Raw genomic sequence first — 13,714 nt, forward strand, 5'->3', positions numbered from 1 at the left:
GCCCGAGGAAGTGCCATGAAAGCCGATATCCATCCAGCGTACGAAACCATCGAAGTCACCTGCAGCTGCGGCAACAAGTTCGAAACCCGTTCGAACCTGTGCAAGCCACTGGGTACTGACGTATGCAACGAGTGCCACCCGTTCTACACCGGTAAGCAGAAAACTCTGGACACCGGCGGCCGTGTACAGCGCTTCGCAGATCGCTTTGGTGCTTTCGGCAAGAAACCTGCTGCTGCCACTCCGGCAGAGTAAGGTTCAAAAGCCTTATGGGCTTTTGCCAGCTGTTGAAAAAGGCGTCCCTTGTGGGCGCCTTTTTTGTGCCCGGAATTTGGCTGTCCGCCGCCCAGGCCGAGGTGTTCTGCCCGGCGCCGGCCTCCGTGGCCCAGGTGCAGGTCAAGCGCGTGGTGGATGGCGACACGGTGCGCCTTACGGATGGCCGCAGCGTGCGAATGATCGGGCTCAATGCACCGGAAACCGCTAAAAAAGGTCGCCCCGACGAACCCTATGCCGTCGCCGCCCGTCAACGTTTACAGGCCTTGGTGCGCGCCAGTGGCGGTCGCGTGGGGCTGGTGCCGGGGCGCGAGCGCAAGGATCATTACGGCCGGACGCTGGGCCATCTATACGGCGCCAATGGCAACAACCTTGAGGCGCAGTTGCTCAGCGAGGGCCTGGGGTTTCAGGTAGGCATTGCACCCAATGTCGATCTCATTGCATGCCAGCAGGCGGCTGAAAACGTCGCGCGCCAGCGTCGGCTTGGGCTGTGGCGCACATCGCCCGTGCGCAGCGTGGCGCAGGTCAGGCGTGCAGGGTTTGCCCTGATCAGCGGCCGGGTGAAAAAGGTCGAACGCAATCGCGGTGGCATCTGGATTCAACTGCCGGGTTCGCTGGTATTGCGCGTTGCGCCGAATGTGGCCGGGAAGTTCGACGCAGCCATGCTCAATGGTCTGCAAGGCCAGACTATCGAAGCGCGTGGCTGGGTGCAGGATCGTGCTCGACGTGGTCGTCTTGAGAGCGGCCAGGCGCGCTGGTTGCTGCCGTTGAGCGATCCGGCCATGCTCAAGTCGTCTCGCCAATAAAAATTGTAGACATTTAAATGCTGTGATTGTGAACAGTTGCGCCCTTGTATCCCGTGGCCTGCGCCTAAAGTGCTTGGTTGCGGGGACTTGAGGCCCGTGACTGCCCAGTCTTGTAGGGAAATTGCTTCGCGCGTATCCTCGGCGGTCCGTCGACCAACAGTAAAAGCGGAATGCCGATATGTCTGATTTGAAAACTGCCGCTCTCGAATATCATGCCCATCCTCGTCCAGGAAAGCTGAGTGTAGAGCTCACCAAAGCCACTGCCACTGCTCGCGACCTGTCGCTGGCTTACAGCCCTGGTGTTGCCGAGCCCGTACGTGAAATCGCCCGCGACCCTGAACTGGCGTACAAGTACACCGGCAAAGGCAACCTGGTTGCAGTGATTTCCGATGGCACCGCGATTCTTGGCCTGGGTAACCTCGGCCCGCTGGCGTCCAAGCCTGTCATGGAAGGCAAGGGCGTGCTGTTCAAGCGCTTTGCCGGCATCGACGTGTTCGACATCGAAGTCGACTCCGAGAGCCCGCAGGCGTTCATCGACACGGTCAAGCGCATTTCCATCACCTTCGGTGGCATCAACCTGGAAGACATCAAGGCACCTGAGTGCTTCGAGATCGAAAAAGCGTTGATCGAACAGTGCGACATTCCGGTATTCCACGATGACCAGCACGGCACTGCGATTGTTACCGCAGCCGGCATGATCAACGCTCTGGAAATCGCGGGCAAAACCCTGGCTGAGGCGAAAATCGTCTGCCTGGGTGCCGGTGCCGCCGCTATTTCCTGCATGAAGCTGATCATCAGCATGGGCGCCAGGCTCGAAAACATTTACATGGTCGACAGCAAGGGCGTGATCCAGTCCGAGCGTACCGACCTGAACCAGTACAAGGCGATGTTTGCCCACCCGTCCTCCAAGCGCACCCTGGCTGACGCGCTCAACGGTGCCGACGTGTTCGTTGGTCTGTCCGGGCCGAACCTGCTGAGCGCCGAAGGCCTCAAATCCATGGCGCCGAACCCGATTGTGTTCGCCTGCTCCAACCCGGACCCCGAGATCTCGCCTGAGCTGGCCCACGCCACCCGCAGCGACGTGATCATGGCCACCGGTCGTTCGGACTACCCGAACCAGGTCAACAACGTACTGGGCTTCCCGTTCATCTTCCGTGGCGCCCTGGACGTTCGCGCCAAGCGCATCAACGAAGAAATGAAAGTCGCTGCCGCCAATGCCCTGCGCGAACTGGCCAAGCTTCCGGTGCCACAGGACGTCTGCGACGCCTACGGTGGTGCTCCGCTGGCGTTCGGTCGTGAGTACATCATTCCGAAACCGATGGACAAGCGTCTGATCACCCTGATCTCCGACGCCGTGGTCAAGGCCGCCATCGAGACCGGTGTGGCCACCCTGCCGTATCCGAAGCACTACCCGCTGCAAAGCGTGGATGATGTGTTCAACGGCTAAGCCGTTGTAGCGCACCAACAAAAAGCCCCGGCTCGGATGAGTCGGGGCTTTTTTGTGACTTGGCGATTAACTTGAGGCCTGTGGAGATCCAAATGTGGGAGGGGCTTGCTCCCGATAGCGGTGCACCAGTCAATACATCCAGTGACTGTCACACCGCCATCGGGAGCAAGCCCCCTCCCACATTGGATCTGTATCAGGCCGCAGATCGGGTTAGAACAAGTCGCTCGGCGCTGCCTCATCGGCCTGCAGCCTGGCGATCAACTTGAGGCTTGTGGAGATCCAAATGTGGGAGGGGGCTTGCTCCCGATAGCGGTGCACCAGTCAATACATCCAGTGACTGCCACACTGCCATCGGGAGCAAGCCCCCTCCCACATTGGATCTGTATCCGGCCGCAGATCGGGTTAGAACAAGTCGATCGGCGCTGCCTCATCCGCCTGCAGCCTGGCGATCAACTTGAGGCTTGTGGAGACCCAAATGTGGGAGGGGGCTTGCTCCCGATAGCGGTGTATCAGGCACTGCATCAAGTGACTGTCACACTGCCATCGGGAGCAGGCCCCTTCCCACATTGGATCTGTATCAGGCCGCAGATCGGGTTAGAACAAATCGATCGGCGCTGCCTCATCCGCCTGCAGCCTGGCGATCAACTTGAGGCTTGTGGAGACCCAAATGTGGGAGGGGGCTTGCTCCCGATAGCGGTGTATCAGGCACTGCATCAAGTGACTGTCACACTGCCATCGGGAGCAGGCCCCTTCCCACATTGGATCTGTATCAGGCCGCAGATCGGGTTAGAACAAATCGATCGGCGCTGCTTCATCAGCCGGCAGCCTGGCGATCAACTTGAGGCTTGTGGAGATCCAAATGTGGGAGGGGCTTGCTCCCGATAGCGGTGCACCAGTCAATACATCCAGTGACTGTCACACCGCCATCGGGAGCAAGCCCCCTCCCACATTGGATCTGTATCAGGCCGCAGATCGGGTTAGAACAAGTCGCTCGGCGCTGCCTCATCGGCCTGCAGCCTGGCGATCAACTTGAGGCTTGTGGAGATCCAAATGTGGGAGGGGCTTGCTCCCGATAGCGGTGCACCAGTCAATACATCCAGTGACTGCCACACTGCCATCGGGAGCAAGCCCCCTCCCACATTGGATCTGTATCCGGCCGCAGATCGGGTTAGAACAAGTCGATCGGCGCTGCCTCATCCGCCTGCAGCCTGGCGATCAACTTGAGGCTTGTGGAGACCCAAATGTGGGAGGGGCTTGCTCCCGATAGCGGTGCACCAGTCAATACATCCAGTGACTGTCACACTGCCATCGGGAGCAAGCCCCCTCCCACATTGGATCTGTATCAGGCCGCAGATCGGGTTAGAACAAGTCGCTCGGCGCTGCCTCATCTGCCTGCAGCCTGGCGATCAACTTGAGGTCTGTGGAGATCCAAATGTGGGAGGGGCTTGCTCCCGATAGCGGTGCACCAGTCAATACATCCAGTGACTGCCACACTGCCATCGGGAGCAAGCCCCCTTCCACATTGGATCTGTATCAGGCCGCAGATCGGGTTAGAACAAATCGATCGGCGCGGCCTCATCCGCCGGCAGCGGGCTGCCCGGTGCGACGCCGTTACCCAGTTCGTTGACCGACGGCGGCGTGTCTTCGCTCTTGAACAGTTCAAAGTACGCATTCGGCGTGCTCGGGGATGCGGCGCGGCCACTCACCGGGTCGATCCGCAGGCTGAGGATGCCTTCCGGCTCTGGCTGAGTATGCAGTGGCTTGTCCTTCAACGCGGCGCCCATGTAACTCATCCAGATCGGCAGCGCGACGGTGCCGCCGAACTCGCGGCGGCCCAGGCTTTCCGGCTGGTCGTAGCCGGTCCACACGGTGGTCACGTAGTCGCCGTTATAGCCGGAGAACCAGGCGTCCTTGGATTCGTTGGTGGTACCGGTCTTGCCCGCGATATCCGCGCGGCCCAGGGCCAGGGCGCGGCGGCCGGTGCCTTTCTTGATCACGTCTTCCAGGATGCTGTTGAGGATATAGGTGGTACGGCCATCGACAATGCGCTCGGCCACCGCAGGTGCCTGGGGTTCGGCCGGGTTGCCGGCATTCGTGGCCGGTGCTGCGCCCGGCGTCGGCTCAATGGTGATGCCGCCGTTGCTCGGCGCGGCCAGGCCATCGGTGGCAGCCACGCCATTGACCACGTCACCCGGCACACGTGGCGGGTTGGCGGTGAACAGCGTGTCGCCATTGCGGCTCTCGATCTTGTCGATCAGGTACGGCGCGATCTTGTAACCGCCGTTGGCAAAGGTGCTCCAGCCGGTGGCGATTTCCATCGGCGTGAGGGTCGCGGTGCCCAGGGCCAGGGACAGGTTGGGCGGCAGGTCCGACTTGGCAAAGCCGAAGCGCGTCATGTAATCGATGGTCTTGCCCACGCCCATTGCCTGCAGCAGGCGGATCGACACCAGGTTACGCGACTTGTACAGCGCCTCGCGGATGCGGATCGGGCCGAGGAAGGTGTTGGTGTCGTTCTTCGGGCGCCAGACCTTGTCCAGGTACTCGTCGACAAACACGATCGGTGCATCGTTGACCAGGCTGGCGGCGGTGTAGCCGTTATCCAGCGCGGCGCTGTAGATGAACGGCTTGAAGCTCGAGCCGGGCTGACGCTTGGCCTGGGTGGCGCGGTTGTAGTTGCTCTGCTCGAAGGCAAAGCCGCCGACCAGCGCGCGAATTGCGCCGTTCTGCGGGTCCAGCGACACCAGAGCGCCCTGAGCGACCGGCACTTGGCTGAATTTGAGGCTGTCGTCCTTCTGGCGTTGCACGCGGATCAAGTCACCCACCTGCGCCACGTCCGACGGCTGCCTGGGCAGCGCGCCCATGCTGTTGGTGTTCAGGAACGGTCGCGCCCACTTCATGCTGTCCCAGGCCACGTGTGCTTCACCGGTGCGGGTCAGCACCTGCACGCCGTCTTTCTTCACCTGGGTGACAATGGCGGGCTCCAGGCCGCTGATCGTGCGCTGCTTGCCAAGCTCGGTGGTCCAGGCGCTGAGCGTCTTGCCCGGCAGGCGCGATTCGGGGCCGCGGTAGCCATGGCGCTGGTCGTAGGCGATCAGGCCGGAGTGCACCGCGTCATTGGCGATGTCCTGCAGGTCGCTCGGCACGGTAGTGGTCACGCGAAAGCCTTCGGTGTAGGCCTCGCTGCCATAACGGCCGACCATTTCGGCGCGTGCCATTTCGGCGATATACGGCGCGTTCACTTCCGGCGTTGGCACGTGGTAGCTCGCGTTCAGCGGCTCGGCCACCGCGCTTTCATAAGCAGCCTGGTCGATCTTGCCCAGTTTGTACATGCGCCCCAGGATCCAGTCGCGGCGCTCTTTGCTGCGCGCCGGGTTGGCCAGGGGATTGAAGCGCGAAGGGGCCTTGGGCAGGCCGGCAATCATCGCCATCTGCGCCAGGCTGGCGTCACGAATCGACTTGCCGTAGTACACCTGCGACGCGGCTTCGATGCCGTAGGCGCGGTTGCCCAGGTAGATCTTGTTGACGTACAGCTCAAGGATCTCGTCCTTGGTCAGCTGACGCTCGATCTGCAAGGCCAGCAGGATCTCGGTGGCCTTGCGCGAAAAACTGCGTTCGCTGGTGAGGAAGAAGTTCTTCGCCACCTGCATGGTGATGGTGCTGCCACCGGATTGAATGTGTCCGCTTTTTACCAGCTGCGTGGCAGCGCGCACCAGGCTGCTGGGGTCCACGCCGTAGTGATTGGCGAAGTTATCGTCTTCTGCCGACAACAGCGCGCTAATGAAATTGGGCGGAATGTCGGCGAAACGGATCGGTGTGCGGCGCATTTCGCCGAACTCCGCGATCAGTTTTTCATCGCTGCTGTAGACCCGCAAAGGAATCTGCAACTGGATACTTCTGAGTGCCTCTACGGAGGGCAAACCCGGACTAAGGTAGAGATAGGCCCCGCTGAGGACGAGCAGGAGCCCGCAAACGATGGCGACAATGGAGTACCCGAAAAACTTCAGCAGACGAATCAAGGCTTTTGGATTTCCAGAGAAAAGAATGAGTTAGGCGCCGGGGCATGCATGACAAACGATGGATCGACCCGGGCAGCAGATAAAAGCGGAAAAAAACGCTGGGCATTAAAGCATTTTTCGACTTGGGGCGTCATTCGTGCCGGTTCAACAAGTCGACCGAATGCACGGTGCCCGGCGCCAATCAGGCGGTAAGACAGGCAAAGGTTTAGGGAGTTTTATGGGAAAGGGATTTTTCAGGCGAAAAGTCGACACCGTGCTCGGCGTCGACATCAATGACAGCGGGATCAAACTGATTGAACTGAGCCGGTCGGCCAGCGGCTACAGCGTCGAGGGCTATGCCACGCAATCGTTGCCGTGTCGGGCGGTGGTCGATGGCAGCTTGCTCGACCTTGAGCTGATCGGCCGGGCCCTGCACCATGCCCTGCCGCGTCTGCGCACCTCGGCCCGGCAGGCGGCGGTGGCGGTAGCCGGCTCCTCGGTGATAACGCGGGTGATCGACCTGCAGGCGGGGCTCAGCGACCAGGAGATGGCCCGGCAGATCCAGTTGGAAGCCGACCAGTACATTCCTTACCCGCTGGACGACGTCGCCATCGACTTTCAAGTGCGCGGCCCTTGTGTCGACAATCCTGAGCGGGTGCAGGTATTGCTGGCGGCCTGCCTGAAGGAACAGGTCGAAACCCGCGAGGCAGTTTTGGCCCTGGCGGGGCTGGTGCCGAGGGTGATGGATGTCGAAGGGTTTGCATTGGAGCGCGCATGCAGTCAGGATTTCGCCAGCTTCACGCCGGGCCGTCGTGTCGATGGCGCACAATGGGCCGCGGATGCCCACGGGATGGGAGTGGCTTGCGGATTGGCCCTGAGGAGTTTCGCTGGATGACACGAATCAATCTTTTGCCCTGGCGCCAGGCGCTGGCACAGCGTCGGCGCAAATACTTCCTGGTATTTTTGCTGGCGTTCGCCTGTGTGGCGCTGGCGGCAGTGTGGCTGGCGGATCAGGTCATCGACCAGGCCATCGACCGCCAGGTAACGCGCAACAGCCATGTGGGCAAGGACGTGGCCGCCCAGGATGCACGGATCAAGACCATCGACGACCTGCAGGAGCAAAGCCAGCAACTGGCCGAGCGCATGAAGGTCGTGCAGGACCTGCACCAATCCCGTTCCGCCGGCACGCAGTTGCTGGACCAGTTGGCCCGCGCCGTGCCCGAGGGCGTGCATCTGCACGAGGTGGTAGCCCGGGGTGACAGCGTGAGCATCAGCGGCAGCGCCGAGTCCAGCCAGGATATCGCCCAGTTGATGCGCAGCCTGGAGGCCTCCCAGGGCGCTCACGCCACCCGGCTGCAGCATGTGCGGGCGGAGGGCGCGGATGGCCGCAATGAATTTCAACTGATGGTGCGCCAGGGGGAATCCACTGGGGCCCAGCCATGAGCCTGCCCAGGCTCGATCTTTCTGCACTCACTCACCACGCTGCCAAATGGCCCTTGCCCGGCAAGGTTTTGCTTGGCTGCGCGCTGGCCGGGCTGGTGCTGGCGGTGGGCAACAGTGTGGTCCTGGCGCCGTCCCGCGAGCGGCTGCAGGTGCTGCAGACGCAGGAAGTGGCCTTGCAACAGGCGCTCGCGCAAAAGACCGATCTTGCCGCAAACCTTGAGCGTCGCAGCGATGAGGCCCAGGCGATGCAGGCGCGGGTTGGCGGGCTGTTCCGGCAATTATCCGCTGAGTCCGATATGCCCGGCCTGCTCGAAGACATCGCCCGGCTGGCCGCCGGTAATGGCCTGCTGGTCGAAGGTGTAAAGGTGTTGGACGAGCAGCCTCGGCCGTTTTATATCGAAGCGCCGGTGCAGGTTGGCGTGCTTGGCACCTACCATGACCTGGCGACCTTTGTGAGCGGCCTGGGCGGGTTGGCGCGGATCGTCACCGTGCATGATCTTGCGCTTGCGTCCGACGGGGCCTTGCTGCGTCTGGAGCTGTTGGCCAAGACCTACCGCAGTCTGTCGCCCCACGGCGAGCCTGGGCCGGTCACGCAGTGGGGGCCGCGCTTTGCCTACAGCGCTGCTGCCCTGCGTGACCCGTTCCAGTCCTCGGCTATGCAGGTCGAGCATGCGCCCGGCAAACCTGCGTCCGCGCCGGACCTTTCACGGCCGCGCGGCGTGCTGGAAAGCCTGGCTGTCGACCAGTTCGAAATGGTCGGCACCCTGTCCAGTGGTGTTCAACGTTTCGTCCTGCTGCGCGCGGCCTCCAGCGTGCACCGCCTGGCGGTCGGCGACTACCTGGGGCCGAACCACGGCCGCGTCACGGCCATTCATGACGGCCACGTCGAGCTGGCCGAGCTGTTTCCCGATGAACAGGGCGCCTGGTTGCAGCGCTCACGAACCCTTGTGTTGAACGTCAACTCATAACGGAATCGAACAATGAAAAGGACTTTCTCGTCCTTCGGTGTGGCGCTATGGATAGCGTTTACGGCACCGATGGCTGCTGCTGTGCCCAATCGTGTAGACCTGATCCAGTTGCCGCCACCCGGCGGCGCAGCGTCGGGCGCCTATACCGGCGACACACTGAACCTCAATTTCCAGAACATCGACCTGCGCGCCGCGTTGCAGCAGATCGCCGACGTGGCGGGTCTCAATCTGGTTGCCAGCGACGAGGTGCAAGGCTCGGTCACCCTGCGCTTGAAGAATGTGCCCTGGGACCAGGCGCTGGACCTGGTGCTGCAAAGCAAGGGCCTGGACAAGCGGGTGAAAGCCGGCGTGTTGCTGGTGGCGCCCGCCGACGAGCTGGCCGCGCGCGAACTGCTGACCCTGGAGGCGCGAAGGCAGATGGCCGACCTGGCGCCGTTGCGCCGCGAGCTGTTGCAGGTCAACTACGCCAAGGCGGCCGACCTGGCCAAGCTGTTCCAGTCGGTGAACGGCCTCGAGGGCACCACCGACGAACGCGGTTCGGTGGCGGTGGATGATCGCACCAACAACATCATTGCCTACCAGACCGGTGAACGGCTCGAAGAGCTGCGGCGCATCGTGGCGCAGCTGGACATTCCGGTGCGCCAGGTGATGATCGAGGCGCGGATTGTCGAGGCCAATGTCGACTATGACAAAAGCCTGGGCGTGCGTTGGGGCGGGCGGCTCAGTCGCGGCAACTGGGGCGCCGGGGGTATCCCGAAATCCTTGGCCGAAGGCGCGAAGCCGCCGGAAAACCCACCCGCCTCACCCTTCGTCGACCTTGGCTCGCTCGCCGGCGCGTCCGGGCTGGGCATCGCCTTCATCACCGATAACTTCCTGCTCGATCTGGAACTGAGCGCCATGGAAAAAACCGGCAATGGCGAAATCGTTTCACAGCCCAAGGTGGTCACCTCCGACAAGGAAACCGCGCGCATTCTCAAGGGCACCGAAATTCCCTATCAGGAGTCCAGCTCCAGCGGTGCCACCTCGGTGTCGTTCAAGGAGGCTTCGCTGTCGCTGGAAGTCACCCCGCAGATCACCCCCGACGACCGTGTGATCATGGAGGTGAAAGTCACCAAGGATGAGCCCGACTATTTGAACAAACTCAATGACGTACCGCCGATCAAGAAAAACGAGGTCAACGCCAAGGTGCTGGTTCGGGACGGCGAGACCATCGTCATCGGTGGGGTTTTCTCCAATACCCAGAGCAAAGTGGTAGATAAAGTGCCATTTTTGGGCGATGTGCCGTATCTTGGCCGCCTTTTCCGGCGTGATGTGCTGGCGGAGAAAAAATCCGAGCTGCTGGTATTCCTGACTCCGCGTATCATGAATAACCAGGCGATTGCTGTGAGTCGTTGATTCTGTGCGAAATTTGATTCTTGTAGGGCCGATGGGCGCTGGAAAAAGCACCATCGGCCGTTTGCTGGCCAAAGAGCTGCGCCTGCCGTTCAAAGATTCCGACAAGGAAATTGAATTGCGCACGGGCGCCAATATCCCATGGATCTTCGACAAGGAAGGCGAACTGGGCTTTCGCGACCGCGAGCAGGCGATGATTGCCGAGCTGTGCGATTGCGACGGCGTGGTATTGGCAACCGGTGGTGGCGCGGTGATGCGTGATGAGAATCGTCGAGCACTGCATGCCGGTGGTCGGGTTGTGTATCTGCATGCGTCGGTCGAGCAGCAGGTGGGCCGCACCGCCCGCGACCGCAATCGCCCGTTGTTGCGCACGGCCAACCCGGAAAAAACCCTGCGGGACCTGCTCACCCTGCGCGATCCGCTGTACCGGGAAATTGCCGATCTGGTAGTGCAAACCGATGAACGGCCGCCGCGGATGGTGGTGGTCGAGATTCTTGAGCGCCTGCATCGGCTGCCACCCCGTTAAAGCCTGGCCCGAAATGCGCTATTCTCGGCGGCGCGTCATCACCTTGGGGTGTGGCGTAGAGCCATCAGGCAGCGAACGTTGCCGGTCGTCAATCCATCTCTAACGCGGGGACACATGCAGACACTTAAGGTCGATTTAGGCGAGCGCAGCTACCCGATCCATATTGGTGAAGGTCTGCTGGACCAGCCTGACTTGCTCACGCCGCACATTGCCGGGCGGCAGGTGGCGATCATCTCCAATGAAACGGTCGCGCCGCTGTACCTTGAGCGTCTGAGCCGCAGCCTTTCGGCGTATTCGGTGATTTCCGTGGTGCTGCCCGACGGCGAAGCCCACAAGAACTGGGAAACCCTGCAACTGATCTTTGATGGCCTGCTGTCTGCGCGGCATGACCGCCGTACCACTGTGGTTGCTTTGGGCGGCGGCGTGATCGGCGACATGGCCGGCTTCGCGGCCGCCTGCTACCAGCGCGGTGTGGATTTCATCCAGGTGCCGACCACCTTGCTGTCCCAGGTCGATTCGTCGGTGGGCGGCAAGACGGGCATCAACCACCCGCTGGGCAAGAATATGGTCGGTGCGTTCTACCAGCCGCAGGCCGTGGTGATCGACACCACGACGCTCAACACCTTGCCGCCGCGCGAGCTGTCGGCGGGGCTGGCGGAAGTCATCAAGTACGGGCTGATCTGCGACGAACCGTTCCTCACCTGGCTGGAAGAACATGTGGATGCCCTGCGCGCCCTCGATCAGGTGGCGCTCACCGAAGCCATTTCGCGCTCCTGCGCGGCCAAGGCGCTGGTGGTCAATGCCGATGAACGAGAGTCCGGCGTGCGCGCCACCCTCAATCTGGGCCACACATTCGGCCATGCGATCGAAACGCACATGGGCTATGGTGTGTGGTTGCATGGAGAGGCTGTCGCGGCTGGCACCGTAATGGCACTGGAGATGTCCCAGCGCCTGGGCTGGATCAGCGCCCAGGAGCGTGATCGCGGTATCCGTCTGTTGCAGCGTGCCGGTTTGCCGGTGATTCCACCCGCGCAGATGACCGAGGCGGACTTCCTCGAACATATGGCGGTAGACAAGAAAGTGATCGACGGTCGACTTCGACTGGTGCTGCTGCGCCGCATGGGCGAAGCAGTGGTGACCGACGATTATCCGAAAGAGATTTTACAGGCCACGCTGGGAGCGGATTACCGCGCCCTGGCCCAGCTTAAAGGTTAATAAGATCGCGATGACTAGTTTGCATGCCGACGAGGCGTTCCTCGGCCACTACCAGTTGAGCCACGACCCCTTCGCTCCACGGGTGCCTGGTTTCAAATTCTTCCCGGCCCAGCGCAAGCCGGTGCTGGGTCAGTTGCATCACCTTGCGCGCTACAGCCAGCTGCTGCTGGTGGTGACGGGACCGCTGGGCAGCGGCAAGACCTTGCTGCGCCAGGCGCTGGTTGCCAGCACCAACAAGCAGTCGGTGCAGAGCGTGGTGGTATCGGCCCGTGGTGCCGGCGATGCGGCGGGTGTGTTGCGTCAGGTCGCCCAGGCGCTGGACGTGGCCAACGCCGAGCCCAATGCCATTCTCAAGCAGGTAGTGCAGTTGGGCCTGACCGGTCAGGAAGTCTACCTGCTGGTGGACGACGCCGAGCAGCTCGACGAATCCGCCCTTGAGGCGCTTCTGGCGCTGGCCGCTGGTACGCCGGAAGGCCGCCCGCATGTGTTCCTGTTTGGTGAGTCGTCGTTGATCGCCGATCTGGAGCAGATCAGCGGCGAACAGGAGCTGTTCCACGTTATCGAGTTGCAGCCCTACGAAGAAGAAGAAACCCGCGAATACCTGGCCCAGCGCCTCGAAGGCGCCGGGGCGGGTATCGAACTTTTCACGGCAAATCAGATCTCTGATATTCACGAAAGCTCCGATGGCTGGCCTGGAAACATCAATCAGGTTGCCCGCGATGCCATGATCGAAGCCATGATTGCCAGCCGCTCCGCGGTCAAGCGTCCAAAGATGGGGTTCACTATGCCTAAGAAGCACGTATTGGCCATTTCCGCTGTTGTCGTGGTCGCCGTTGCCGCCGCCTGGTTGATCCCGGGCCGCAGCAAGGCGCCGACCACGGCCGGCGCGCCAACGGAACAGGCGCAGTTGCCACTGGGCAAGCCCACACCGAACGTCGAGTTCGCCAACTCCGGTCAGCCGACCAACCTGCCGATGGTCGGCCAGCCGGTGATGCGCGGTCCGCTCGCCGAAGAAGCCGGTGGCATCTCCGAAGGTGACGACGGCGTGCCGGTGGAAGGCTCCAGCGCCACTCCGCCGACCGTAACCACCACCGCACCGCCAGCCGGCGTACCGGCGGGCAAGCCTGCACCGGCACCTGCCGCAACCCCGACTCCGGCACCGACGGTCGCCACCGCCAAGCCTGCGCCGGTGACCAAGCCGGTCACGCCTGCACCTGCCGCCAAGCCTGCGCCGACCACCGCCGCCAAACCGGCCGAGAAGCCAGCCACTGTCGCCAAGGCCGGCGCCGCCGGCAGCGGCTGGTACGCCAGCCAGCCTACTGGCAACTTCGTGGTGCAGATCCTGGGTACCAGCTCCGAAGCCAACGCCCAGGCGTTCGTGAAAGAGCAGGGCGGCGAGTACCGTTATTTCAAGAAAGTGCTCAACGGCAAGCCTCTCTACGTGATCACTTACGGCAACTTCACCAGCCGTGCCGCGGCTGATTCCGCGATCAAAACCTTGCCAGCGAAGGTTCAGGCTGGTAAACCTTGGCCTCGCACCGTTGCCAGCGTTCAACAAGAACTGGCAACTGCTCGCTGAAGATCCGGCGGCCTTACCCAGGCCGCCCTCCCGGCACCTCAAAAACTACAAAGCGTGCAGCCCTGAAGGCCGC

10 protein-coding genes and 1 pseudogene are annotated in these 13,714 nt (G+C 62.1%); 10 read left to right on the forward strand and 1 reads right to left on the reverse strand.

All coding sequences use genetic code 11. The annotated features are described in order from the left end of the window. Positions 1–15: 15 nt before the first annotated feature. From rpmE to VRB54_RS01800, 3 genes are all read left to right on the forward strand, one after another. The gene (gene rpmE / locus VRB54_RS01790; RefSeq protein ID WP_003237330.1) at positions 16–252 is read left to right on the forward strand and encodes a 50S ribosomal protein L31; all 237 of its coding nucleotides are present in this window, start codon (positions 16–18) and stop codon (positions 250–252) included. A 14-nt stretch (positions 253–266) separates the two neighbouring features. Continuing rightward, a complete protein-coding gene (locus VRB54_RS01795) occupies positions 267–1,076 on the forward strand; it encodes a thermonuclease family protein (protein WP_338479294.1) in 810 nt (269 codons plus the stop codon). A gap of 178 nt (positions 1,077–1,254) precedes the next feature. Then, positions 1,255–2,523 carry a malic enzyme-like NAD(P)-binding protein gene (locus tag VRB54_RS01800; protein WP_338479295.1) on the forward strand — a complete coding sequence of 423 codons (1,269 nt, stop codon included), beginning with the start codon at positions 1,255–1,257 and terminating at the stop codon, positions 2,521–2,523. A 1,550-nt stretch (positions 2,524–4,073) separates the two neighbouring features. On the opposite strand, the gene VRB54_RS01805 is transcribed toward VRB54_RS01800, so the two are convergent. Then, entirely contained in the window at positions 4,074–6,536 is a 2,463-nt protein-coding gene (locus VRB54_RS01805; protein WP_422396090.1) for a penicillin-binding protein 1A, read from the reverse strand. A gap of 220 nt (positions 6,537–6,756) precedes the next feature. Between VRB54_RS01805 and pilM the strand changes: the two genes are divergently transcribed. From pilM to VRB54_RS01840, 7 genes and pseudogenes are all read left to right on the forward strand, one after another. Further along, the gene (gene pilM, locus VRB54_RS01810; protein ID WP_338479297.1) at positions 6,757–7,413 is read left to right on the forward strand and encodes a type IV pilus assembly protein PilM; all 657 of its coding nucleotides are present in this window, start codon (positions 6,757–6,759) and stop codon (positions 7,411–7,413) included. Continuing rightward, a complete protein-coding gene (locus VRB54_RS01815) occupies positions 7,410–7,961 on the forward strand; it encodes a PilN domain-containing protein (protein ID WP_338479298.1) in 552 nt (183 codons plus the stop codon). The genes pilM and VRB54_RS01815 overlap by 4 nt, the downstream gene beginning before the upstream one ends. Then, on the forward strand, positions 7,958–8,929 hold the full coding sequence (locus tag VRB54_RS01820) for a pilus assembly protein PilP (RefSeq protein WP_338479299.1): 972 nt from the start codon (positions 7,958–7,960) through the stop codon (positions 8,927–8,929). The genes VRB54_RS01815 and VRB54_RS01820 overlap by 4 nt, the downstream gene beginning before the upstream one ends. Positions 8,930–9,067: 138 nt before the next feature. After that, positions 9,068–10,324: pseudogene (locus tag VRB54_RS01825) on the forward strand (type IV pilus secretin PilQ); the annotation flags it as partial. 4 nt (positions 10,325–10,328) lie between these two features. Further along, entirely contained in the window at positions 10,329–10,847 is a 519-nt protein-coding gene (gene aroK, locus VRB54_RS01830) for a shikimate kinase AroK (protein ID WP_338479300.1), read from the forward strand. Between the two features lie 114 nt (positions 10,848–10,961). After that, positions 10,962–12,062 (forward strand): 3-dehydroquinate synthase, encoded by a 1,101-nt coding sequence (gene aroB / locus VRB54_RS01835; RefSeq protein WP_338479301.1) that lies wholly within the window; start codon positions 10,962–10,964, stop codon positions 12,060–12,062. Between the two features lie 10 nt (positions 12,063–12,072). Beyond that, entirely contained in the window at positions 12,073–13,641 is a 1,569-nt protein-coding gene (locus tag VRB54_RS01840) for an SPOR domain-containing protein (RefSeq protein WP_057008501.1), read from the forward strand. Positions 13,642–13,714 lie beyond the last annotated feature (73 nt).

It is taken from the genome of Pseudomonas trivialis, from assembly GCF_036864995.1.
Lineage (GTDB): Bacteria > Pseudomonadota > Gammaproteobacteria > Pseudomonadales > Pseudomonadaceae > Aquipseudomonas > Aquipseudomonas trivialis.